Origin of the sequence: Noviherbaspirillum galbum, assembly GCF_010974945.1 — a bacterium.
Lineage (GTDB): Bacteria > Pseudomonadota > Gammaproteobacteria > Burkholderiales > Burkholderiaceae_D > Noviherbaspirillum > Noviherbaspirillum galbum.
Genome location: NZ_JAAIVB010000012.1, coordinates 83,119 through 105,950 on the forward strand (window position 1 = coordinate 83,119; position 22,832 = coordinate 105,950).

General features: G+C 61.7%; 21 protein-coding genes and 2 tRNA genes. 13 read left to right on the forward strand and 10 right to left on the reverse strand.

From position 1 onward, the window contains the following. Positions 1-146: 146 nt before the first annotated feature. The 3 genes from G3574_RS04405 to G3574_RS04415 all read left to right on the forward strand — a co-directional run bounded on the left by G3574_RS04405 (position 147) and on the right by G3574_RS04415 (position 2,989). Complete coding sequence (locus tag G3574_RS04405; protein ID WP_235953003.1) at positions 147-1,277, forward strand: mechanosensitive ion channel family protein; 1,131 nt, start codon at positions 147-149, stop codon at positions 1,275-1,277. Positions 1,278-1,563: 286 nt separating this feature from the next. Continuing rightward, complete coding sequence (locus G3574_RS28925; RefSeq protein WP_163960807.1) at positions 1,564-1,998, forward strand: J domain-containing protein; 435 nt, start codon at positions 1,564-1,566, stop codon at positions 1,996-1,998. Between the two features lie 124 nt (positions 1,999-2,122). Continuing rightward, positions 2,123-2,989, forward strand: coding sequence for a glycoside hydrolase family 16 protein (locus tag G3574_RS04415; protein ID WP_163960808.1), 867 nt, complete (start codon positions 2,123-2,125; stop codon positions 2,987-2,989). Positions 2,990-3,013: 24 nt separating this feature from the next. On the opposite strand, the gene G3574_RS04420 is transcribed toward G3574_RS04415, so the two are convergent. After that, positions 3,014-3,310 carry a hypothetical protein gene (locus G3574_RS04420; protein ID WP_163960809.1) on the reverse strand — a complete coding sequence of 99 codons (297 nt, stop codon included), beginning with the start codon at positions 3,308-3,310 and terminating at the stop codon, positions 3,014-3,016. Positions 3,311-3,469: 159 nt separating this feature from the next. Between G3574_RS04420 and G3574_RS04425 the strand changes: the two genes are divergently transcribed. Continuing rightward, positions 3,470-3,625, forward strand: coding sequence for a hypothetical protein (locus G3574_RS04425; protein WP_163960810.1), 156 nt, complete (start codon positions 3,470-3,472; stop codon positions 3,623-3,625). Positions 3,626-3,643: 18 nt separating this feature from the next. Here the strand turns inward: G3574_RS04425 and G3574_RS04430 are convergent, their stop codons facing one another. Both G3574_RS04430 and G3574_RS04435 read right to left on the reverse strand, forming a co-directional pair. After that, entirely contained in the window at positions 3,644-3,817 is a 174-nt protein-coding gene (locus tag G3574_RS04430; RefSeq protein ID WP_163960811.1) for a hypothetical protein, read from the reverse strand. Between the two features lie 32 nt (positions 3,818-3,849). Beyond that, positions 3,850-4,065 (reverse strand): hypothetical protein, encoded by a 216-nt coding sequence (locus tag G3574_RS04435; RefSeq protein ID WP_163960812.1) that lies wholly within the window; start codon positions 4,063-4,065, stop codon positions 3,850-3,852. Between the two features lie 135 nt (positions 4,066-4,200). On the opposite strand from G3574_RS04435, the gene G3574_RS04440 reads away from it, so the two are divergent. Beyond that, positions 4,201-4,866 (forward strand): surface-adhesin E family protein, encoded by a 666-nt coding sequence (locus tag G3574_RS04440; protein WP_163960813.1) that lies wholly within the window; start codon positions 4,201-4,203, stop codon positions 4,864-4,866. 271 nt (positions 4,867-5,137) lie between these two features. On the opposite strand, the gene G3574_RS04445 is transcribed toward G3574_RS04440, so the two are convergent. Together G3574_RS04445 and G3574_RS04450 are read right to left on the reverse strand one after the other, a co-directional pair. Further along, on the reverse strand, positions 5,138-7,408 hold the full coding sequence (locus tag G3574_RS04445; protein WP_163960814.1) for a hybrid sensor histidine kinase/response regulator: 2,271 nt from the start codon (positions 7,406-7,408) through the stop codon (positions 5,138-5,140). Positions 7,409-7,561: 153 nt separating this feature from the next. Further along, positions 7,562-7,789, reverse strand: coding sequence for a hypothetical protein (locus tag G3574_RS04450; RefSeq protein ID WP_163960815.1), 228 nt, complete (start codon positions 7,787-7,789; stop codon positions 7,562-7,564). Between the two features lie 297 nt (positions 7,790-8,086). On the opposite strand from G3574_RS04450, the gene G3574_RS28770 reads away from it, so the two are divergent. Then, positions 8,087-8,932, forward strand: a complete 846-nt coding sequence (locus G3574_RS28770) for a peptidylprolyl isomerase (protein ID WP_328804724.1) — start codon at positions 8,087-8,089, stop codon at positions 8,930-8,932. A 98-nt stretch (positions 8,933-9,030) separates the two neighbouring features. Here G3574_RS28770 and G3574_RS04460 read toward each other — a convergent pair whose 3' ends face one another. Together G3574_RS04460 and G3574_RS28775 are read right to left on the reverse strand one after the other, a co-directional pair. Next, positions 9,031-9,759 (reverse strand): SGNH/GDSL hydrolase family protein, encoded by a 729-nt coding sequence (locus G3574_RS04460; RefSeq protein WP_163960816.1) that lies wholly within the window; start codon positions 9,757-9,759, stop codon positions 9,031-9,033. A gap of 268 nt (positions 9,760-10,027) precedes the next feature. After that, complete coding sequence (locus tag G3574_RS28775) at positions 10,028-11,590, reverse strand: methyl-accepting chemotaxis protein (RefSeq protein WP_328804725.1); 1,563 nt, start codon at positions 11,588-11,590, stop codon at positions 10,028-10,030. 631 nt (positions 11,591-12,221) lie between these two features. On the opposite strand from G3574_RS28775, the gene G3574_RS04470 reads away from it, so the two are divergent. Next, positions 12,222-13,047, forward strand: a protein-coding gene (locus G3574_RS04470; protein ID WP_163961026.1) for an IS5 family transposase whose coding sequence is annotated in 2 segments (ribosomal slippage) — positions 12,222-12,578 and positions 12,580-13,047 — 825 coding nt in all. Because the reading frame shifts where the segments join, the coding sequence is not laid out codon by codon here. 46 nt (positions 13,048-13,093) lie between these two features. Beyond that, entirely contained in the window at positions 13,094-13,600 is a 507-nt protein-coding gene (locus tag G3574_RS04475; protein ID WP_163960817.1) for an HNH endonuclease, read from the forward strand. Between the two features lie 202 nt (positions 13,601-13,802). Here the strand turns inward: G3574_RS04475 and G3574_RS04480 are convergent. Then, a tRNA-Ser gene (locus tag G3574_RS04480) sits at positions 13,803-13,893 on the reverse strand. A gap of 190 nt (positions 13,894-14,083) precedes the next feature. After that, positions 14,084-16,066, reverse strand: coding sequence for an acetate--CoA ligase (gene acs / locus G3574_RS04485; protein WP_163960818.1), 1,983 nt, complete (start codon positions 16,064-16,066; stop codon positions 14,084-14,086). Positions 16,067-16,468: 402 nt separating this feature from the next. Between acs and G3574_RS04490 the strand changes: the two genes are divergently transcribed. The 3 genes from G3574_RS04490 (at position 16,469) to G3574_RS04500 (ending at position 19,047) form a co-directional block, all read left to right on the forward strand. Next, entirely contained in the window at positions 16,469-18,007 is a 1,539-nt protein-coding gene (locus G3574_RS04490) for a fumarate hydratase (RefSeq protein ID WP_163960819.1), read from the forward strand. 26 nt (positions 18,008-18,033) lie between these two features. Then, positions 18,034-18,876 carry a glutamate racemase gene (gene murI / locus G3574_RS04495; protein WP_235953005.1) on the forward strand — a complete coding sequence of 281 codons (843 nt, stop codon included), beginning with the start codon at positions 18,034-18,036 and terminating at the stop codon, positions 18,874-18,876. 95 nt (positions 18,877-18,971) lie between these two features. Continuing rightward, positions 18,972-19,047 (forward strand) — tRNA-His (locus G3574_RS04500). 192 nt (positions 19,048-19,239) lie between these two features. Here G3574_RS04500 and G3574_RS04505 read toward each other — a convergent pair. Then, positions 19,240-21,138, reverse strand: coding sequence for a methyl-accepting chemotaxis protein (locus G3574_RS04505; RefSeq protein ID WP_163960820.1), 1,899 nt, complete (start codon positions 21,136-21,138; stop codon positions 19,240-19,242). A gap of 562 nt (positions 21,139-21,700) precedes the next feature. On the opposite strand from G3574_RS04505, the gene G3574_RS04510 reads away from it, so the two are divergent. After that, on the forward strand, positions 21,701-22,258 hold the full coding sequence (locus G3574_RS04510) for a PEP-CTERM sorting domain-containing protein (RefSeq protein WP_163960821.1): 558 nt from the start codon (positions 21,701-21,703) through the stop codon (positions 22,256-22,258). A gap of 146 nt (positions 22,259-22,404) precedes the next feature. Next, complete coding sequence (gene arsC, locus G3574_RS04515; protein ID WP_163960822.1) at positions 22,405-22,830, forward strand: arsenate reductase (glutaredoxin); 426 nt, start codon at positions 22,405-22,407, stop codon at positions 22,828-22,830. The last annotated feature ends 2 nt before the right edge of the window (positions 22,831-22,832 follow it).

Sequence of the window (22,832 nt, forward strand, 5' to 3'; positions counted from 1 at the left end):
GGCGATCGCCGTCCTGCACGCAACGACATGCTTGCGGGCGCGCTGCAAGCGGCGCCGGAGCCTCGTTCCCCTGAACGCCGGCGATCCGCCGGCGCTAGCCCTGCGCGGCCTTACCCGAGCAGCATTCCCGAACCACTGTCTTGCCCATGAATGAAGACTGGGTCGCCACCATCGGCGTGGCGCTCGCTCCCTGGTGGCTGATGCTGCGCGAATTGCCCTGGATGGCCATCTCCATCCAGCTGATCCTTGCCTGGATCGTCGCCGTCGTCATTCACCATTTCCTTACGCCGGTGCTGCAGCGTCTTGCCGCGCCCCTGCCCTTCTCGCGCCGGCTGCTGCAATACGGCCACCGCGCCGGCAGGGCCGTCGTGTTCCTGCTGCTGGCGCAGGTCATCCTGCGCAACGCGCCCGACACGCTGGCAGGAGTGGAAGCCGTACGCCACGTAGGCGCGCTGGCGCTGATCTCTGCCATGACCTGGCTGGGCGTGCGCTGCGTGCGCGCCGTCATGCACGTGATCATCGAACTGCATCCGGCCGATACGCCCAACAACCTGGAAGCGCGCCGCATCCAGACGCAGACCAGGGTGCTTGGCCGCACCATCATCGTGGTCGTCATCCTGATCGGTTCGGGCGCCGCCCTGATGACGCTGCCCCTCCTGCGGCAGATCGGCACCAGCCTGCTTGCCTCCGCCGGATTCGCCGGCCTGGTCGTCGGCTTCGCCGCGAAACCGGTGCTTGGCAATCTCCTGGCCGGCATGCAGATCGCGCTCACGCAGCCGATCCGCCTCGACGACGTCGTCATCGTGCAGAACGAATGGGGCCAGATCGAGGAAATCACCGGCACCTACGTGGTGGTGCGCATCTGGGACCAGCGCCGGCTCATCGTTCCGCTGCAGTGGTTCATCGAGAACCCCTTCCAGAACTGGACCCGCACCAATGCCGACATCCTGGGCACCGTGCTCATTTGGGTCGACTACCGGATGCCGGTGGCCCTCCTGCGCGAGGAGGCGGAGCGCCTGTGCCGCGACGCGCCGGAATGGGATGGCCGTCTGGTCCAGACCCAAGTGGTGGAATCGAGCGAACGCGCCATGCAGGTGCGCATCCTGGTGAGCGCCGGCGATGCCGGCCGCGCGTGGGACTTGCGTTGCCGGATCCGCGAAGGACTGGTCGACTTCGTGCAGCGCCGCCATCCGGAATACCTGCCCCATCTGCGGACGTCATCTTGGAAGGACGACGGCGACGAGCAATTACCTGCAGGAATTGATAAACGTCAATAACGTTGCCTCCTGGCTTGCTACATTGCTCTCTCCTTTACTTGGAGTCAGCAATGGAACAATTTCAAGCCGCCTACGCTCTGAACGAATACCTCATCAAGACGACGGTCGAGGTCTGGACCGCATTCGCCTTCCCCACGTTGTACATGGCGAAATATCTCTGATCCCCCGTCGCAGGCTTGCGATTGATGCGCGTGGATCGTTGATCTTGAGCAGGAGACCATTGCCGGTTCCGACCTACTATGAAATCCGGCAATGAACACCCTCGAGCAAACCGACGCATAACACCATGGGGCGAATCCATACGCATTATGACAATCTGAAGGTGGCGCGCAACGCGCCTCCCGAGGTCATTCGTGCTGCCTACAAGACGCTCTCGCAGAAATACCATCCCGACCGCAATCCCGGCAACAAGGAAGCGATCCGGATCATCCAGATCATCAATTCCGCCTACGAAGTCCTGTCCGACCCGGTCAAGCGCAAGGAACACGACGACTGGATCGCCCAGTCCGAAGCGGGTTCCGATCGCAACCGCTCCGGAAGCGGCTTCCGTTTTTCACCGGATCCGGTCGAGAGCAGCCGGTCGAGCGCCATGTACCGCCGCACCCGGTCCTCGAGCAGGCGCAGCCGCCGGGAACACAGCGTGCCAACGCCGGCCGACATGATCCACCAGCTGCGGGCCATGGTTTACCGCTTCACCAAGTTCTTCTTCCGCAAAGCCTGACATCCGGACGACCCCAGCCCGCTGCGGGACGCACGCGGCGCGGCCTTGCCGGCCGTCCATGCTGCGCCAGGGGCCTTCCGCCTCCGACCGGTACCCAATCGAACGCACGACGCCCTCATCCAGCATGATGCCTTCCCTTGCCAGCCTCCTGCCACGCCTCCTTGCCTTGTCATGCCTGCTCGGTTCTCTCTGCGCCTGCGAGAGCAGCGCCGGCACGAACGGTACGGGTTCGCGCGACAAGGCCGCCGTCGCCGGCCCCGCGGGACAGCGCGCTGAGGACTACATCCTCAGCTTCGTCGACGAGTTCGACCAGGGCGACACCATCGACCCGGCGAAGTGGACCACCGACATCTACTACAAGCCGAACCACCCCGTCCGCAACTACAAGCTTGCCGGCGGCTCGCTCCTCATCTGGCCCGTCGCGGACGACAGCGGACGATTCTTCGACCGCACCATCGTAAGCGACAAACGATTCGCGCAGCAGTATGGCTTCTTCGAGGTGGAAGCCCGCCTGCCGGCCGGCGCCGGCCTGCATCCGGTCATTTCGCTGGCCGCCAACGACGGCCCCGAGATCGCGATGATGCACGCCTACACCGGCGCGCCCGAAGGCGCGTGGTCCAGCAAGGCGCTGCATGCCGTCGACTTCGTCGTGACCGCCGCCAGCAAGCCCGACAGCTTCATCGGCGAACTCCGGGCGCGCGATGTCATGACCGTGCCCGACCTGTCCGCCGGCTTCCACAAGTACGGCGTGCGCTGGGACGAAAACACGGTGCGTTATTACTTCGATGGCGTCCAGATGGGCAAGGCGATCAACCACGCGGCGATACGCGCGCCGCTCTACTTCTACATCGGCCTGTGGATGGTGAACGAGGAGACGAGCCCGTCGGCGGGGAGCGGCAGCCTGAGCCGCGCCAACCCCTATACCCCGCAGGGCGCGGACAACGCCTTCAGGATCAATTACGTCAGGGCGTGGAAATTCCGCGGCAATTGACTGGCAAGGAACCGGGCACGGGCGCTACTGCTTCACCCAGGCAAGATAAAAATAGGTAGCGGTCAGCAGAACGATGACCATGCAGGCGAATGCGAAGCCGATGCCAGCGCTCATGCAGGCGAGCGTGACGCAGAGATGATCCGCGCTCTGCGCTGCGGTCCGCGCCATGAGGTCGGAGAAGATGCGCATGACCTGCATCAGGCACAAGGCGATCGCAATCCATTTCCACACGTAGAACGGTAGCACGCCGCGCCGCTCGCGGTTATACCGGTAATTGGCGATGCGCTGCTCGACCGTGCCGCGATGGGCATCGCGGAACATCCAGAACGGTATGGCGAGACGCCAACAGTACTGGACTCGGGATGAACATGACTGCCTTGACGGGCGAATCTCGTCTGCCATGAATGCGCCTCCTGCGACGTGGACCTGCGAGCGGCTGGCGGAATGCCCTTGGCGATGCGGCCGGCACGGAACCCTTGCATGGCAAGCGGTCCCGGCGCCATCGGCGGCATTCCGCTGAACGCTCTCGTTGACTTATCTTATTTCTTAGTCCAGCCGAACAAGTGGATGTTCATTCCACGACGGATGTTTCCTGCCATGAAGGCAATCGTTTCCGCCACGCATCGCGTTGCGTGAGCGAACAGACGCCAGGGATCAGCCCCGGATGCCGAGCACGGGAACGACCGGCGCCGGCGACGGCTTGGCCCTGCGCGCGGGAGGCGCGGCATTCGCCGCTTCGTCGGCTGCGTCGGCGCGCTTGCAGCCGCAGCACAGGATGGCGCAATACAGCATCAGCAAACTCATTGCTGCGCGTTGGGAATTTTTCATGGAGGAGTATGAAAGCGCAGCAGGGATGAAGTTCAGACCACTTCGAGGATGACGCCGCTCGGCGCCACGCGTGACATCGTTTCCGCACGCATGACCTTCTCGCGGCCGCTCTCCTCGCGCAGGAACAGCCAGCCGCCGGCGATGGCTTCCACCGTCCCCCTGAATTGCCTGAGTTCTTCCGAACGGCACCGCTCGGCGACATCGCGCCGGAAAGCCACCGTATCTCCTACCCGAAACCGGATTGCCAAGTGCAGCTCCTTCTTGAAACAGGGCAATAGACAGGTTCCGGTATGCAATGTTCCCGCGAGAACGCCTTTTCTTCGGGTATGCTTTCGCACGAAAGGCACGGCGATCCCGCGTCGTGCAAGAGTGGAATGCCAATCGTGAAAGCCAAACAGTTCATCGTTTCCATTGCCATGGGCGCGAGCACCCTCGCCTGCGCCGCCGACCCTGCCTACCTCACCGAAGGGCCGGATGAAGCGTCCCGCCTCCAGTCGGTGCTTGACCAAGCGCCGGAAAGCGCGGCGTCCCTATACCGCCAGGGCGAGTTCAGCATGGGTCCTTCGTGGCGCGGCTTGCGCGCCCTGCAGGACGCGGCGGTCTTCCTGCATCGCAGCGTGCGCCGCGGCGAGAATGGAACGATGCTGGCGTGGACCGACAGGGAACTGCTGCGGTCCGCCTACCTGGAAAAGGAAAGGCCTTACCTGTCGCTGCGAGAGCATGTAAGCATCGACTGTGCCGGCATGCGCGTGGGCGTCCTGGAATCGGTGTACTACGAGCAGCGCTTCGGGGGCGGGGAACCGCTGGCGCGCATCCGGCAGAAGCCGGAAATGATCGACATCCTTCCGGACTCCCTCGAAGACCAGATGCAGCGCATCGCCTGCGAGAGCAAGCCGTCCGCCAAGCCTGCGGGCAAGTCCGCGAGCAAGTCCGCATCGCCGAAGGCGGACAAGACCGACACGACAAAGGAGCCGAAGGAGCCGAAGGAGTCGAAGGCGCCGCAGGAAAGGAAGGATGCCGCAGCCGCTCCAAGACCGCCGCAGACCTGATGCGGCGATCGGCGGCGTTCAATAATGCACAAGGCTGCCATCAAGCCGCCCGCAAGAAAAAAGCCCGCGCGCCGGGGAGGCGAACGGGCAAAACTTACTGCAGGGAGGAGGTGTAAGAGCCGCTGTTGAGCAGCCCTGACAGCCTCAATATAGCGGTGCTTGCGGCCCGGTAATATTCGCTTTACAAAGCTTTACCCGAGCTACAAACAGATACAGAAACTGCCATCAATGTAATCATTGCCGCGCCATCGAGCGGCCCTGGAATCCTGTTTCAGGCAAGCGCCTGGCGGAGCTCGTCCATGTCGACGGGCTTGGTGAGATGCAGGTCGAAGCCCGCTTCCGCCGCCCTGGCCTTGTCGCCTTCCTGGCCGTAGCCGGACAGCGCAATCAGCTTGACCGCGGATGGATCATGCCGCGCGCGGACCGTCCTTGCGAGTTCGAAACCGTCGATGTCTGGCAGGCCGATGTCGAGGATCGCCACGTCGGGCGTGGCGGAGGCCATCTGCCGCAGCGCGGAGTTGCCATCATGCGAGACATCCACCTCGTGCCCGTCGAGGCGGAACACCTCGGCCAGCATGTCGGCGGCGTCGACGTTGTCGTCGACGATGATGATGCGCTTGCGGCGCGCATCGGCCACCGGCGGCGGCGCTTTCGTTTGCAGCTGCGGCGGCGCGATGACCGGCAGGCGCACCGTCATTTCGCTGCCCTTGCCCGGCCCATCGCTGCGCGCCTCGACCGTCCCGCCATGCAGGTCGACGATGCTCTTGACGATCGCCAGGCCCAGTCCCAGGCCGCCCGACTGGCGCGCAAGCGATTGCGGCGCCTGGTAGAACGGCGTGAAGATGCGGTCCACCGTCTCGGCGCTCATGCCGGCTCCACGGTCCCTGACAACGATGCAGGCATGCTCCGGCTCCTTCCTGACCATGAGGGAGATCGGTCCCTGCGGATCGAAGTGCATGGCGTTGTTGAGCAGGTTGGTCACCACCTGCACGAGGCGCGCCTCGTCGCCGAGCACCCAGACGTTCCCGGGCACGTCGACCAGCAGGCGCCGGCCCTTGTGGCTCATCATCGGCTGCACGGCGTCGGTTGCCTGCTGTATCACATCCGCGAGCGCCACCGGCTCGCGGCGCATCTGCAGCTTGCCGCGCGTGATGCGCGACACGTCCAGCAAATCATCGACGAGGCGCTTCATGTGGCCGACCTGGCGGCGCATGATCTCGCGTTCGCGCAGCCCGGCGGTTTCTCCGCGCGCATCGAGCAGGTCGAGCGCGGCAACCATCGGCGCCAGGGGATTACGCAGCTCATGGCCGAGAATGGCAAGGAAATTGTCCTTGGCCATGCCGGCTTCCTGCGCGGCGCCCAATGCGGCATTCAATGATTCGAGCAGGCGCTCGCGCTCCTGCTCGACGGCGATGCGCTCTGTCGAGGCGGCCTGCAATGCCGCGCCCATCTGGTTGACTTCCTGGATCACGCTGGGCATCACATCGACCGGATCGCCCTGGACCAGCCGCACCGCCTGCCGTTCAAGGCCGTCGATGCTGCCGGCGATGCGCCGCGCGATCAGCACGGCCAGCGAGAAGCAGATCAGCAGCGAGGCGGCGATCGCCGCGCCGTACACCGTGAAGTGCTGCAGCATCTGCTGCTCGAAGTAGGCGGTGGGCGCACCGACCGCGACCGTCCAGCGATGATGGGACGTGCGCGTGAAGGCGGTGATCACCTCTACCCCTTCCACCGTGCGGCTGATGCCCACGCCTTCCTGATTGCCTTCTGCCAGAAGCGTGTTCAGGGAGGGCGTGATGTTGGCGCCGACCGTCTTTTCGTGGTCGCGCGACCGCGCAACCCGATGCAGGGTCGCATCGTGGACCGCGATCACCCAGTCGACCGGCACGTTCTGGCGCTTGAGGATGTCAACGATGCGGTCCGGCTTCACCGCGACGCTGAGCGTGTAGGTCAGGTTGCCGTTATCGATGACGGGAATGCGGATCGCGAACGCGGCGGGACCGTTCACCTTCTTGACGATGGAGCCCACCACCGGTTCGCGCGAGGCGATGACCTGCGCGACGGATTCCGGATCGACGATGCGGGACTCGGTCGAGCCGAAGGGCGCGTTGGTCTTGAATAGCAGGCGGCCGAGATTATCGGTCAGGACGATCGACCGCCAGTCAGCACGCTCGCGCGTGACTTCCTGCGCCACGTTGTAGAAGCCGAGCAGGTCGCCATAGACCAGCGTGGAATTGTAGGACAGCGAACGCAGGCTGCTGATCGTGGATTCGAGTTCGGCATCGACCGCGCTCGCCAGCGCGCGGGAGATCGCCAGCACCGCCGCCCTCGACTGCTGTTCCTGCTGGTCGATGGTGGCGCGGATGCCCCAGCCGCCGACCAGCGCGATCGGCAGCAAGCCGAGCGCGGTCAGGAGCAGCAGCAAGCTGCGCAATCGTACGGGCGTGGTAATCAGCATCAGGCTCAAGCGGGATGGACGGACAGGGGCGACGCGCACCCTGCCGATGCCGGTACGCGCGGCATCGATCCATGAGGATACCATTCAATCGGCAATATTTAGTCAGGGAATGACTGGGTTCATGGCAGGCGCGGGACACCCGGCCCTCGCCTCTCTCCTCGGCTTGCCTTTGCCGCGTTCGACGCCTGTCCCGATGCTGCCCCGCTGCTTCGTGAACCAGGCCGTCGCGGCTGGACGTCACTGCATCAGATGCTTCATGGGAAACTCGATCTGGCCAGGCTCGTCGCTGTCCCTTTCCCGGGAAAACAGATAGGCGCCAACCACAAGCAGGCGACGCATTTCATCGTTGCTGATCTTTTCAGCAATATCGGCCACCGTCGCTGCATAGAGTTCGCAGATGGTGAAGGAATCGACTTTGGGTCCTTCCATATGACTCAAGGCCACGAAGATCGAGCTTCGGTCCATGATTGTCTCCATTTGTACCATTCGCCGGATTGACATGCCTTATTTGCATCGGTTCTGCAAAACAGGAAAAAAAACTGCGGGCGGCCATCATTCTCATCGTTCCCGCGATCGATCCTCTGTCCTTCCCGCACTGTTTTGCGAAGGCCATGGCGGCGCCGGCGCGGACTTGGCCCGTGTGGTGGGAAATGGTCTACCCATTCTTGCAAGCCGTTGATATTGCAGGCGATCCACCGTCAAACTGTGCGAGAATGGCGGGCCTCGAAGGTGGCCTGGCTGCAACGGCGCCACTGCAAACCCTTGCTTTCACTGACTATCGTTCTGCCCACCATGAAATTGCGCCTTGCCTTGTTCCTGCCGGTCCTGCTCGCCGCTTGCGGCGGCAGCGGCGGCGACAAATCCGCCATCTTCGAAGTTCATGCCAACAACCTCGCCTACGGCTCGACGGCGACGCTCTTGTTCGTCGGCAGCTTCGTCGCTGGACAGTCCCTGACGCCCGATACGCCGACTTGCACCTCGGGCACGGGGGTTTACTCCACGCCCACGCAGTACGTGCTCAAGTGCACGGTGACGGCGACCGGCGACTTCCCGGTTACCGTCAAGACGAGCTCGGGCGATGTGATCTACTCGAAGACCCTGAGCGTTCCGGCACCGCGCGTCACCTTCTCGACCTCGAAGGGGAACATCGTGGCCGAACTCTATCCGGACAAGGCGCCGAATTCCGTGATCAATTTCCTGCGCTACGTGCAGTTCGGCTTCTATTCGCAGACCATCTTCCACCGGGTGATCAAGGACTTCGTTGTGCAGGGCGGCGGCTTCAAGCCGGGACTCGTCCCGCAGGATGGACAGCTCGCGCCGATTCCGCTCGAATCCAACAACGGCTTGAGCAATGCGCGCGGCACGCTCGCCATGGCGCGCACCACCGATCCGAACTCCGCGACGTCGCAGTTCTACTTCAACCTCGTCGACAACACCTTTCTCGACTACAAGGATGCCAGCAACCCCGGCTATGCGGTGTTCGGCAAGATCGTCTCGGGACTGGACGTGGTCGATGCCATCGGCGCGGTGCCGACCACAACGGTGCAGGGAGCCGGCGACATCCCGGCGACTGACGTGGTCCTGAATTCGGTCACGCGCGACCAGTAAGCCCGCGCGGCGCCCGGCGCAAGCACCACACGCCCCCGCCTCCTTCCGGACGCGGGGGCGCTGTCTTTCCAATGTGGCTCAGGGAGTCTGAGGAAGGCTCAGGGCAGGCCCCGGACGATGCGCGCTAGGTCGGTGGCCATCGCCTGCGACAGCGCTTCGCTCTGGTGGATGGTGTCGGGCACCGGATTAGGCATAGTCTCGGAAATGGCATGGCCATCGGACACCGGCACGCCGAGGTTTGCGCCCAGTTCGCGCACGAGCTGGGCGAAATGGTCGACGTTCTGGTCGAGCGCCGTGCCGGTTCGGGTCACGTTCGGCGTCTGCAGGATGACCCTCTTCTTCGCCGCCAGCGCCGAGGTGATCATGATGGTCATGATGCGGTTGAACTCCTCGTCGGAAAAATGCTGGTTGGCGTCGTTGATGCCGCGGTTGAAAATGATGATGTCCGCCCGGCTTGCCGCGAGCTGCTCGGCCCAGGGCAGGTTCTTGCCATCGGTGCCTTCGAACTGCTGTCGCGAGGACGTGCCCGGCATGGCGCGGTTGATGACGTCATAGCTTCCGGCAAGCAGCTGCTGCAGGCGCTCGACTTCGTTCGCGCCGGTGATGGCATTCGAGAACGTGGATTCGCCATACGCCTCGATGACATGCGGCGCCTGCACGGACGCTTCGCCGTTCGCCTTGACCACGACCGCAACGGGCGACTGCGTTGATGATGTCCCGCCTCCGCCGCAGGCGGCAAGGAAAGGCATGATGGCAATGGCGAGCAGAACGGTGCGACGGGCAACGTGTGGGAAAAGGCGGCGGGTGATATTGGCTTGGCGTGTCATGGTCGTGTCGAACAAGGGAGGTCAGGCTGGCTGCGTGGGCGAGCGGCGACGGCACGCACCAGCCAGATTCCCCGATTGAGTTGCACCGGGGAATCACTTGTTTCAACACGATGAAGCTATTAATTCGCTTTAATCCTTGCGATACGACGCGGCAGGAATGGAACTTTTCTTTCGAATGTTCGCCAATCCGGCCACGCAAAAAAGGCCCGCATGCCAAGCATGCGGGCGATGACAGCCATGCTTATCTCCAGCGCCGGTGGCGCTTCGCTTAGCGCGAAGAATCCTTGAGCTTGAACACGCTGATCAGCTGGAACAGCTTTTCCGCCTGCTCCTGCAGGCTCCTGGCCGCGCCAGCCGCTTCTTCCACCAGCGCCGCGTTCTGCTGCGTCACGTTGTCCATTTCGCTGATTGCCCTGTTCACCTGGTCGATGCCGGCGGTCTGCTCCTGGCTGGCGGTCGAGATGTTGCCCACGAGGTCGGTGACGCGCTGGATGCTGTCGACCACTTCCGACATGGTGTCGCCCGCCTGGTGCACGAGCTGGCTGCCGGTCTCCACCTTTTCCACCGAGTCGTCGATCAAGGCCTTGATCTCGCGGGCGGCGTTGGCCGAGCGCTGGGCCAGCGTGCGCACCTCGGCGGCCACCACCGCGAATCCGCGTCCCTGCTCGCCGGCGCGGGCCGCTTCCACCGCCGCGTTCAAGGCGAGGATGTTGGTCTGGAAGGCGATGCCGTCGATGACGCCAATGATGTCGACGATCTTCCTGGCCGAGGTACTGATCGCATCCATGGTGCTGACCACGTTGCCGACCACCGCCCCGCCCTTGTGCGCCACTTCGGAGGCCGAACTCGCGAGATGGTTGGCCTGCATCGCGTTGTCGGCGTTCTGCTTGACCGTGGAATTCAGTTCCTCCATCGAGGACGCGGTCTCTTCCAGCGAGCTTGCTTCCTGCTCGGTACGCGAAGACAAGTCGAGGTTGCCGGCAGCGATCTGCTGCGAGGCACTGACGATCTGGTTGGAACTGTCCCGGACCTGCCCCACGATGTGGGCCAGGCTGTCGCGCATGCGCTTCATGGCGGCCAGCAGGCTGTGCTCTCCGCCCGTCGTCACGACGTCGATGTCCAGGTCGCCGGACGCGATCCGCTCGGCGATGTCAGCGGCATAGGCCGGCTCGCCGCCGAGCTGGTCGGTGATGCTTCGGCGGATGGCCCAGGCCGCGCCGATGCTGCTGATGATGGAAGCGATCGCCAGCAGGATGGTGACCCAGCGCGCGCTCGCATAGGCTGACTTGGCTTCCGCGGTATCCTTTTCGGTGGCTTTCTTCTGCAGCTCGATGTTCTCGTGCATGGCATCGAGCCACTGCTGGTTCAAAGGGATGGCGGTGTTCAGGAGGAGATCGGCCGCTTCCTGCGTCTGGTTGGCCATCGCCATGCCGATCAGCTTCTCATTGACCGCCCGCGCGGCATTCTGCAGTTCATGCGTCTTGCGCCGCAAGGCAATCCCGGCTTCGCTGGCATGGGTTTTCTCGAGCCTGGCAAACGCCTCGTCGTATTTCACCCGCGCGGCATTGACCTTCTCCAGCTCGTGCTTCTTCTTTTCGGGATCCTGCAATAGCAGCAAGGTGCGCGACACTCGCTGGACCACGTGAACCGATTCCGCCATGTCGGTCAGGTATGCCATCTTGGCGATCTTTTCCTCGGCGATGTCTTCCAGCCGCTCCTCGATCTCGCCCATGCGATACAGCGCCAGCGCGCTCCCCAGGAGTATCAGCCCGATCAGGAAACCAAACCCCGCGCTCAGGCGAGCGCCCACCGACATCGATCCAAATCGCATTACCTTCTCCCTGCTCCCGCTGTTGTGCGCGTCTTGTCTCCACGGCGGCATCCCGTGGCCGTTTCATTGTAGCCACGTCATTTCAGAAATGATGCAAATTTCGTCCAGGGAAAAGAGCGAATGTAAGCTTCGCGCAACGATGGGTTTGAGACGAGGATGGGGTGTTGCGGGATTGATATCGGGGTGTGGTCGGGTTTGAAATGCTAGTTAATGTTGCCATGCATCACAACGAGCTAAATTGTATAGGAGATTTACCCCACTTAAGTGAGCCCGAGCTTGATCTCCATTTTCGGGCCGAACAGAAGCTCTTATGTTTTCATGTCGAATACGCAATAAGTAGTTGGATTTACTTCTGGTTTTTAGTTTCGCATTACAATTTCGCTTAAACCAACAGTGGGGCCATAAAGTGAGTGACAACGTAATTTCGTACATTGAAATGTGCCAACGAGAAGGTGTGAGCCTCCAGCAAGGAATGAATTTTGGCTTAAGGGGCAATCATTCCGTGATTCTTATGTCTGTCCGCCCAAACGCTCCATATCGGGATCGCTTACTACATATCCCAGTAGGGTGTTAGAAGGGGAAATTGCGAGCTGATTTGCGGTCCAAGCCCATGCTGGAAGAGGAGATGATCATGGGCATGGTCAAGCAGGACGATGGTTGGCGGTTACCCGACCGACTCTGGGCACAGATGGAGCCGCTTTTACCTCCACGCAAGCCGCATCCCCTGGGTTGTCATAACCCGCGTGTGAGCGACCGGGCGGCCATGGATGCCATTCTGTTTGTGTTGCGTACTGGCTGCCAGTGGAATGCCTTAAACGGCACCGGCATTTGCTCGAGCAGCTCGGCCCACCGACGTTTCCAGGAATGGGTGGAGGCCGGCGTGTTCGAGGAGTTCTGGATGCAAGGGCTGCTCAGTGCAGCGGCATTAAGGTCCATCGACTGGTCCTGGCTGGCACTCGACGGTGCGATGACCAAGGCCCCGTTGGGTCGGGAAAAAAACCGGACCCAACCCGACAGATCGCGGCAAAGGCGGCGTCAAGCGCAGCCTGCTCACTGACGGAAACGGTCTTCCGCTGGCAGTGGTCATTGATGGCGCCAACCGCCATGACATGAAGCTGGCCAGGCCGACGCTGGAGGCCTTGAAGGTTGAGCGTCCTTCGTTGCTGACGGTGTGGCCGCAGGGCCTGTGCATGGACAAGGGTTACGATTATCCGGAAATTTGGCGGCTGGCTGTGGAAATGGGCTACCGGCCACACATCCGATCACGCGGTGAAGAAGCGCAGCGGCGCAGAGCAGGCCAGCGTGCCAGGCGATGGGTGGTGGAGCGCACGCACAGTTGGTTGAACCGGTTTCGGGGATTGCTGATTCGCTGGGCAAAGAAAGCGAAGAACTATCTCGCTTTCCTTCACTTCGCTTGCGGCATCATCACCTGGCGCACCATAGGCCTACTGGGATAGGCAGTTAGAAGACAATGGGACTACTCTGATCTATGAGGGCCACGATATGCCAAAGACTGCTTCTTGCCCTAACCCGAAAGTTGTAGATCAACCGCTAAAATTTGCAACTGGTGGCCCCACACAAAACGGAAAATTTTATGCCGCAGCTAAAGCAGCGAATGCGGGGAACCGCCTTCCAGAGCGCGTTCGGGTTTACGAAAAAATTCGTGCGGGCATATGGTCTTACAATGGTGTTTTCCATCTAGTCGATGCTTGGTCTGAGCCCGATGAATTCAGGACAGTTCACAAATTCAAATTGGTCGCAGTGAGTGGGGATGAAGACTTATCACAACCTGTTCGAATCGATGCTGAAAGACGTCGGCTTATTCCTACCGATATAAAACTGGAGGTTTGGAAAAGAGACGGAGGAAAATGCACGATGTGCGGCGCAACTAACGAATTGCACTTTGATCACATTCTACCGTTCGCAAAGGGAGGCACCTCCCTCAAGGCTGACAATGTTCAGTTACTTTGTGCTCGGCACAATCTAATGAAAAGCGATCACATACAGTGAGCCCCAAGCAAATTTTTGGATGCGCAGCGCGATTCCTCCTGATGCAACCGGCAGCCCGGAAAGTCGGGTAGAAGTAGCAAAGGCAGTGCCGCGGCTCAATGACGTGCCAAAATAATTCCCGGGCGGTTTTCCCATTAACGGGGGGACACCGGTCACTTTACAAGCGTAAAAAAGCCCGTTGGACTCCAACGGGCTTTTTGTCTGGCGGAGAGGGGGGGATTCGAACCCCCGATAGGCTATGAACCTATACACGCTTTCCAGGCGTGCGACTTAAACCACTCATCCACCTCTCCTGGATTCGGGTCGCAGATATGCGAAGCCGCAGATTATAGCAGACATTTCGGGCTTTTCCAGTCCTTCCGGTTTTTCTTCGGAAAGATCCATCGCGATGACAAAAAAGAAGGGCGTTGCTTGTGGCAACGCCCTTCCTGTCTCCTCGGGCTCGTGACTCCTCTCTGTTGTCCTTTGCGGCCTGGGCCGTGCTTACTGCGCCTGCTTGAGCTGATCCAGGATGGCCGGGTTTTCCAGCGTGGAGACGTCCTGGGTGATCTGTTCGCCCTTGGCCAGCACGCGCAGCAGGCGGCGCATGATCTTGCCGGAACGGGTCTTGGGCAGGTTGTCGCCGAAGCGGATTTCCTTGGGCTTGGCGATGGGGCCGATTTCCTTGCCGACCCAGTCGCGCAGTTCCTTGGCGATCTGCTTGGCTTCGTCACCTTCCGGACGGGCGCGCTTCAGCACCACGAACGCGCAAATCGATTCGCCGGTGGTTTCGTCCGGCTTGCCCACCACCGCGGATTCGGCGACCAGCGGATGCGCGACCAGCGCCGACTCGATTTCCATCGTGCCCATGCGGTGGCCGGACACGTTCAGCACGTCGTCGATGCGGCCGGTGATGGTGAAGTAGCCGGTCTTTTCATTGCGGATGGAGCCGTCGCCCGCCAGGTAAAGCGTGCCGCCGAGTTCTTCGGGGAAGTAGCTCTTCTTGAAGCGTTCCGGATCGCCCCAGATGGTGCGGATCATGGACGGCCACGGACGCTTGACCACCAGGATGCCGCCCTGGCCATTGGGCAGGTCGTTGCCGGTTTCGTCCACCACCGCGGCCATGATGCCCGGCAGCGGCAGCGTGCAGGAACCCGGCACCATCGGGGTCGCGCCCGGCAGCGGCGTGATCATGTGGCCGCCGGTCTCGGTCTGCCAGAAGGTGTCGACGATCGGGCACTTCTCGCGGCCGACGTTCTTGTAGTACCACATCCAGGCTTCCGGGTTGATCGGCTCGCCGACCGACCCCAGGATGCGCAGCGAGGACAGGTCGAAGTTCTTGGGATGCACGTTGGCATCGGCTTCGGAAGCCTTGATCAGGGAACGGATGGCCGTGGGCGCCGTATAGAAGATGGTCGCCTTGTGGCGGGCGATCATGTCCCAGAAGCGGCCGGCGTTCGGATAGGTGGGCACGCCTTCGAACACGATCTGCGTGGCGCCGATGGCCAGCGGGCCGTAGGCGATGTAGGTGTGGCCGGTGACCCAGCCGATGTCGGCGGTGCACCAGAAGATGTCGTCGGGCTTGATGTCGAAGGTCCACTTCATCGTCAGCATTGCCCACAGCAGGTAGCCGCCGGAAGAATGCTGCACGCCCTTGGGCTTGCCGGTGGAGCCGGAGGTGTAGAGGATGAAGAGCGGATGCTCGGCGCCGACGAACTCGGGCTCGCAGGTCGCGGGCTGGTTGGCGGTGACGTCGTGCAGCCAGAGGTCGCGGCCGGCCTGCATGGCGACGTTGCCGCCGGTGCGGCGGTAAACGACCACGCTTTTCAGGTGCTCGCATCCGCCCATGCCGATGGCTTCGTCGACGATGGCCTTGAGCGGCAGCTGCTTGCCGCCGCGGACCTGCTCGTCGGCGGTGACCACGGCCACCGCGCCGGCATCGATGATGCGTTCCTGCAGGGACTTGGCGGAGAAACCGCCGAAGACCACGGAATGGGTGGCGCCGATGCGGGCGCAGGCCTGCATGGCGGCGATGCCTTCGACCGACATCGGCATGTAGATCACGACGCGGTCGCCCTTCTTGACGCCCAGCGACTTCAGGCCGTTGGCGACCTGGCAGACCTTGTCGTGCAGTTCCTGGTAGGTGACGCGGGTGACCTTGCCGTCGTCGGCTTCGAAGATCACCGCCGTCTTGCCGGCATTGCCGTTCTGCAGGTTGCGGTCGAGGCAGTTGTAGGACACGTTGAGCTGGCCGTCCTCGAACCACTTGTAGAACGGGGCGGCGGATTCGTCCAGGGTCTTGGTGAAGGGCTTGTGCCAGGCGAGGTTCTCGTTGGCGAGGCGGGCCCAGAAGCCTTCATAGTCGCGCTCTGCTTCGGCGCACAATGTCCGGTATCCTTCCATGCCCGAAATGGCAGCGTTCCTTGCCAGGTCGGCGGGCGGTTCGAACATCCTGCTCTCTTGCTTCAACGAATCGGTCTCGGACATGCTAGGTCTCCTCAGGCGGCATTTGGAATGACGCAAAGTTAATTGTTCTGTCTTACTGAAGCCTTACACTGCCTGGCGGGCGCCCCCGCTGGGCCTCCTGGATCCGGCAGCCTATCCTTTCAAGTTATCTCTGTTCTTTGCCGCCTGGATATTGAGCAAGCTCATACCTCTTGTTTTTGTTGCATCGCAAGAAAATCCGGAAAGGCCTCCTGCCAGCGTGTAAAATGTCGGGGTTTCAATTCCGGCCCGCATGCGGCGACCCGCACGGAGCCTGGCGCCGATGTCCGAACGCCGCGGCCGGAACGAACTGGTCGACACATTGGCGCAGGCGGCTTCCCCCGGGTTCCGCCCACTCGAACAGCCACGACACCGTCTATTCCACTGACCTTTGCGAACCACATCATGACCATCATCAAGCAAGAAGACCTGATCGAATCCGTGGCGGCAGCGCTGCAGTACATCAGCTACTATCATCCGGTCGACTACATCAAGCATCTCGCGCGCGCCTACGAGGTCGAGCAGAGCCCGGCAGCGAAGGATGCGATCGCCCAGATCCTGACGAACTCGCGCATGTGCGCCGAGGGCAAGCGCCCGCTGTGCCAGGACACCGGCATCGTCAACGTCTACCTGAAGATCGGCATGGAAGTGCGCTTCGAAGGCTTCTCCGGCTCGATCACCGACGCCGTCAACGAAGGCGTGCGCCGCGGCTACAACAACCCGGACAACGTGCTGCGCGCCTCGGTCGTGGCCGACCCCCAGTTCGACCGCAAGAACACCAAGGACAACACCCCGGCCGTGGTCCACATGGAAGTCGTGCCCGGCAACACCGTCGACGTGCAGGTCGCGGCCAAGGGCGGCGGCTCGGAAAACAAGTCCAAGTTCGTCATGCTCAATCCTTCCGACTCGGTGATCGACTGGGTGCTCAAGACCGTCCCGACCATGGGCGCGGGCTGGTGCCCGCCGGGCATGCTGGGCATCGGCATCGGCGGCACCGCCGAGAAGGCCATGATGATGGCCAAGGAGTCGCTGATGGAAGACATCGACATGTACGAACTCAAGCAGCGCGGCCCGCAGAACAAGACCGAGGAAATGCGCCTCGAGCTGTACGAGAAGGTCAATGCCCTCGGCATCGGCGCGCAAGGCCTCGGCGGCCTGACCACGGTGCTCGACGTCAAGATCAAGATGTACCCGACGCACGCCGCGTCCAAGCCGGTGGCCATGATTCCGAACTGCGCGGCCACCCGCCACGCTCACTTCGTGCTCGACGGCTCCGGCCCCGCCTACATCGACCCGCCCGCGCTGTCCGAATGGCCGGAAGTGCACTGGACGCCCGACACCGAGAAGTCCAAGCGCGTCAACCTCGACACCCTGACCAAGGAAGAAGTCGCGTCCTGGAAGCCGGGCCAGACCTTGCTCCTGAACGGCAAAATGCTGACCGGCCGCGATGCCGCGCACAAGCGCATCCAGGACATGCTGGCCAAGGGCGAGAAGCTGCCCGTCGACTTCACCAACCGCGTGATCTACTACGTCGGCCCGGTCGATCCGGTGCGCGACGAAGTCGTCGGCCCAGCCGGCCCGACCACGTCCACCCGCATGGACAAGTTTACCGACATAATGCTCGCCCAGACCGGCCTGATCGCCATGATCGGCAAGGCCGAGCGCGGCCCGGTCGCCATCGAGTCGATCAAGAACCACAAGTCGGCCTACCTGATGGCGGTCGGCGGCTCGGCCTACCTCGTCTCGAAGGCGATCAAGGGCGCGAAGGTGCTGGGCTTCGAAGACCTCGGCATGGAAGCGATCTACGAGTTCGAGGTCAAGGACATGCCGGTTACCGTCGCGGTCGATTCGAACGGCATCTCGGTGCACAACACCGGACCCAAGGAGTGGCAGGAGCGCATCGCGACCGGCAACTTCAAGGGCATCAGCCTGGCGACGGCCTGAGTCCGCAGTCATGACGAGATGACGGCATGACGTCCACCACGGCGGACCATGCACCGATGGGCACTGCGGTGCCCATCGGCGTTTTTGATTCCGGCATCGGCGGCCTGTCGGTGCTGCGGCACATCCGCGCCCTCCTGCCGCAGGCGGACCTGATTTATTTTTCCGATGCGGCCTACGCGCCTTATGGCGGCCGAAGCGAGGAAGACATCCGCGCGCGCTCGGTGGCGATCACGGACTTTCTCGCCGGCCAGGGCATCGGCGCGCTGGTGGTCGCCTGCAACACCGCCACCGCCGCCGCCATCGCGGCCCTGCGCGCGCGCCATCCTGCCCTGCCCATCGTCGGCGTCGAACCCGGCCTCAAGCCAGCGGCAGCTGCCACCCGCTCGGGCATCGTGGGCGTGCTTGCCACCGAGCGCACCCTGGCCAGCGCGCGATTCCAGGCCTTGCACGACCAGGTTCAGGCCGCCACGCAGGTCCGCTTCCTGACCCAGGCCTGCCACGGCCTGGCCGACCAGGTCGAGAAGGGCGAGCTGCGTTCCGCCGATACCGCGCGCCTGCTCGGACGCTACCTGCCGCCCCTGCTCGACGCCGGCGCGGACACCTTGGTGCTTGGCTGCACCCACTACCCTTTCGTCCGGCCATTGATCGAAGAAATCGCCTTCGCCAGGCGCAAATCGCCGGTCACGATCATCGATACCGGCGAACCTGTAGCGCGACAGCTCGTGCGTCTGGTCGGCACCGCGTGCCCTGCCCTGCCCGGCTCCGGCCGGACCATGGCATTTACCACCGGCAATGCTACGGCGCTGCGGCATGCATTCAAGCGCCTGCTCGCGCTCGAGGTCGAGGTGACGCATCTCCTCGCCGAATGACCGGCCAACTTTCTTCGCCGAACATTTGCCACATTCCCTTTGGCTTTGTATAATGGCGAGCTTGCCGGATGTTCATTCCGGCGAATGTTTCAATGGTGGCCGTAGCTCAGTTGGTAGAGTCCAGGATTGTGATTCCTGTCGTCGTGGGTTCGAGTCCCATCGGCCACCCCAAAGAATACAAGCGCAAAGCCCAGTCACCCGACTGGGCTTTGTTGTTTTTGACGCCGAAAGCATCCTCAATTCGCCGTCGTTTGCGGCATGAATGAAATTCCTGAATCGTGGCGAACGACACGGACACAATCCGGTCATCGATAAAAAAGGCGCCCGAAGGCGCCTCTCCTGAGGTCCAACCCAGCCTGGCATTCAATTCAGCCTTGCCCTCCGGGGCGCCGGCAAATTGCGGACGGACGGCGTCGCGGTGGCGAATGTCACGGCCGAGGTTGGCGCCATCGCGGGAGTCGAGTCATCCAGCTTGAACTGACCGACCGCCTCAGCAAGTGCCGCTGCCTGATCCTGCAAGCTGGCCGCGGCGGCAGCGGCTTCTTCCACCAATGCCGCATTTTGCTGGGTCACGGTATCCATCTGCGTCACCGCCTGATGCACCTGCGCAATCCCGCTGCTCTGCTCCTCGCTCGCCGCGGTAATCTCGCTGGTGATGTCGGTCACATGCTTGATGCTGCTTAGAATTTCATCCATCGTCGAACCGACTTTTTCCACCTGGCTCACGCCGCGCGTGACCTGCTCGTTCGACGTGTCGATAAGCGCCTTGATTTCCTTGGCGGCCTGCGCGGAGCGATGCGCCAGGTTTCTGACTTCGGACGCAACGACGGCGAAGCCCCGTCCCGTCTCTCCGGCTCGCGCGGCTTCTACCGCCGCATTCAAGGCAAGAATGTTGGTCTGGAATGCAATGCTGTCAATGACACCGATGATGTCGCCGATCTTTGCCGATGAGGAACTGATCTGTCCCATCGTATCCACGACCTCCGACATCAGCTTGCCGCCTTTTTCCGCATACTCGGCGGATGCCATGACCAACTGGTTCGCATGGCGGGAGCTCGCGGAATTCTGCTGCACCGTCGACGTCAGCTCTTCCATGGAAGAAGCCGTTTCCTCCAGCGACGCCGCCTGTTGTTCGGTTCGGGAGGAAAGGTCGATGCTGCCCTGGGCAATTTCACCAGCCCCGAGTTTTACGGCCTCGCTGCTGGAGCGGATACTCTTGATCGTGGCGGCCAGCTTGTCGACGAATCGGTTATAGGCCTTGGCAATCTGGGCAACTTCGTCTTTACCGACTTCCTCGATCCGCCGGGTCAGGTCGCCCTCGCCCTGTCCAATGTCGACCATGGCACGGCGAACTTCCTCCAATTGACGAAGCGAACGCGCCACCAGAATGCCGATGACGCTGGCAGCCAATGCAACCGCCAGCAATGCCGTGAGTAAAGACGATTTCAACAACGCGGTCAGGCCGGCAGTCGCATCGGCTTTGTCGAGCGCAATGACGAGGTACCAGTCCGCGCCTTCTATCTTTTCGACTCGCATCAATACATCGCGGTTCTCCAGCGTGATCGCAAGCGTTTTTTTCGATGCCGCCAATTCCTTAAGTCCGTCTGCGCTAAGGTCTTTTTGCACATCCTTGACCGGCACTTCGTTGAATTTATCCTGCTTGTGGACGATGACGTTCCCGTCGCCGCCAACCAGAAAGCCGTAGCTGTTCTCCGTTGGCTTGATGGCGCGAACTTGCGCCGCGATGCGCGTCAATGCGATGTTTGCGCCCAATACCGCAATTGGCGCTTCAGGCGGACCAACCGGAACTGCAAACGTCACGATGCGCACGCCGGACAACGCAGACTTGAACGGAGCGGTCAGAGTGGGTCCCCGTTCCTTCAGCGCCTTCGTGTACCAGGGACGCACCGTCGGGTCGTAATCAGCCGCAGCCTTGCTGCCATCCCCATACACCATCCGCTTGTCCGGATAGCCGATATAAGCTCTCTCTAAATCGCCCGCCGCCGTGGCGGCACGCAATACCGGGCCGGGGTCGTCCGCTGTCACGGCTTCTTTCATCGAAGCGGTGACGAGCCGTTTTGCCCTGAGCCAAACCTCCAGCGCGGCGGCATTGCTTTTTGCAGCAGACGTTAATTGCTCTTCCAGCGCGTCCTGCAATTGAACCTTGGCTGTAATGAAATTAGCTGCGCCAAGCCCACCTACGCTTAGTACGACCCCCGCGAGGCTAATGACCAGTAGCTTAGTGCGCAAAGATGAAAACACGATTCCTCCAAATGACCATACCCAGGATTTAATTTAATGACTTTTTAAGTCGCTCTTTATTTTTTTAAAAAATCATAACAGCCACTTTTATTGCTCCAAGGCACTATTTTTCTTTTCTGAGAAGTCTGTCGGTTACTCACAACAGAACGAAGATTCTTTTTCTTTGCACCGTTCACAAGCAGAGGAATAAATGACGGTTTTGTCGGACGTCCTTTTGGCATCTAACCAAAATGACGAATCCTGTAGCACGCAAGAGGATGTCCATTACATATCTATCCGGCTTGGGCTGGCGTTCGAGGTGGAGGCCATGAAGGCGCAACGGAGCTTCGTCGTGCGAACCGTCCCCCGGCTCCACGTAAGACCAAGTGCCTGCCTCCGTCGCCCTCCTAGCTGTCGGTACTTTTTACACTTAGTAATCTCGTCTCGAAACGCCTCAAAAATTTGAAATTTAAGTTATTAATTTTTATAGGTTTTTTTCCGGGGCTCATGACAGGCATGCTTTCTGCTGTTACTAGCTTGCGTCACACCCAACCACTTGATTGAAAACGCAAGGGAGAAAAAAATGAAAAAACTGTTTGCATCTGCCGCACTGGCTCTTGGCCTCATCGCCAATGCCCATGCGGTGATTTTCAATTCACAGACGGCTATTCCGGACAGCATGGTGCTCATCAATTTCAATGGCACCGGACTGGACTGGGTGTACGCCGGACCGATCGCCCCGAATGAATTCGGCCCCAACCAGATCGCCCCCGCATCCTATCGAGCCGCCGAAGGCTGGCGTACCGCGACCGCGGCGGAGTGGGCATCGCATCCGGCCTGGAACGACTTCATCGCGCCGGGCAATCCCGGAAACATCGTGAACCCGGGAACCTTCACCGATCACTCTGCCTATCTCTTCACCACTGAATACTGGAGCGATTTCAGCCATGTCGACGCGCAGGACTTCGCCGCCGGACGGGTCACCGATGGCGTGAATGGCGTCGTGAGCGGCGTGCCGGAAACCATCTACGTCAGGACGAGCGCGGTCAGCGGCCGCGTCCCCGAACCCGGATCGGTCGCACTGTTGCTGTCGGGTGTCATCGGCCTTGGCGCCGCGCGCCGGCGAAAAGCCAGGAAATAAGCGTCCGGCCATTCCCGGTTCGAAAAAAGCAAAGGCCCGGTGGTCGCACCGGGCCTTTCTGTTTTTCGGATCAATGTATTCGCGGCGTGACCAACTGCCTCCATCCGCTAAACTGGCGGGCACGATCATCTTGAAGGAGCCCGTGCATGGAAGTCACGATCTACCACAACCCGAGTTGCGGCACTTCGCGCAATACCCTCGCCCTGATCCGCAACGCCGGTGTCGAGCCGACGGTCATCGAATACCTCAAGACGCCGCCTGACCGCGCCACGCTGCAGGCGCTCATCGCGAAGGCCGGCCTGACGGTACGCGAGGCCATCCGCGAAAAAGGCACGCCCTATGCCGAACTCGGCCTGGACGATCCCGCGCTGACGGACGACCAATTGCTGGATGCGATGGTCGTCACGCCGATCCTGATCAACCGCCCGCTGGTCGTCACGCCCTGGGGCGTGCGCCTCTGCCGGCCATCGGAACTGGTGCTCGACATACTGCCCTTGCCGCAGCAAGGGCCGTTTGCCAAGGAGGACGGCGAGGTGGTCATCGATGCCAGCGGCAAGCGGGCCAAGGCATAGTC

Coding starts and splice junctions, on each gene's coding strand:
- G3574_RS04405 (WP_235953003.1), top strand. CDS start 147: ATGAATGAAGACTGGGTCGCCACCATCGGCGTGGCGCTCGCTCCCTGG.
- G3574_RS28925 (WP_163960807.1), top strand. CDS start 1,564: ATGGGGCGAATCCATACGCATTATGACAATCTGAAGGTGGCGCGCAAC.
- G3574_RS04415 (WP_163960808.1), top strand. CDS start 2,123: ATGATGCCTTCCCTTGCCAGCCTCCTGCCACGCCTCCTTGCCTTGTCA.
- G3574_RS04420 (WP_163960809.1), bottom strand. CDS start 3,310: ATGTTCCGCGATGCCCATCGCGGCACGGTCGAGCAGCGCATCGCCAAT.
- G3574_RS04425 (WP_163960810.1), top strand. CDS start 3,470: ATGGCAAGCGGTCCCGGCGCCATCGGCGGCATTCCGCTGAACGCTCTC.
- G3574_RS04430 (WP_163960811.1), bottom strand. CDS start 3,817: ATGAAAAATTCCCAACGCGCAGCAATGAGTTTGCTGATGCTGTATTGC.
- G3574_RS04445 (WP_163960814.1), bottom strand. CDS start 7,408: ATGGTATCCTCATGGATCGATGCCGCGCGTACCGGCATCGGCAGGGTG.
- G3574_RS04450 (WP_163960815.1), bottom strand. CDS start 7,789: ATGGACCGAAGCTCGATCTTCGTGGCCTTGAGTCATATGGAAGGACCC.
- G3574_RS04460 (WP_163960816.1), bottom strand. CDS start 9,759: ATGACACGCCAAGCCAATATCACCCGCCGCCTTTTCCCACACGTTGCC.
- G3574_RS28775 (WP_328804725.1), bottom strand. CDS start 11,590: ATGCGATTTGGATCGATGTCGGTGGGCGCTCGCCTGAGCGCGGGGTTT.
- G3574_RS04475 (WP_163960817.1), top strand. CDS start 13,094: ATGCCAAAGACTGCTTCTTGCCCTAACCCGAAAGTTGTAGATCAACCG.
- acs (WP_163960818.1), bottom strand. CDS start 16,066: ATGTCCGAGACCGATTCGTTGAAGCAAGAGAGCAGGATGTTCGAACCG.
- G3574_RS04490 (WP_163960819.1), top strand. CDS start 16,469: ATGACCATCATCAAGCAAGAAGACCTGATCGAATCCGTGGCGGCAGCG.
- murI (WP_235953005.1), top strand. CDS start 18,034: ATGACGTCCACCACGGCGGACCATGCACCGATGGGCACTGCGGTGCCC.
- G3574_RS04510 (WP_163960821.1), top strand. CDS start 21,701: ATGAAAAAACTGTTTGCATCTGCCGCACTGGCTCTTGGCCTCATCGCC.
- arsC (WP_163960822.1), top strand. CDS start 22,405: ATGGAAGTCACGATCTACCACAACCCGAGTTGCGGCACTTCGCGCAAT.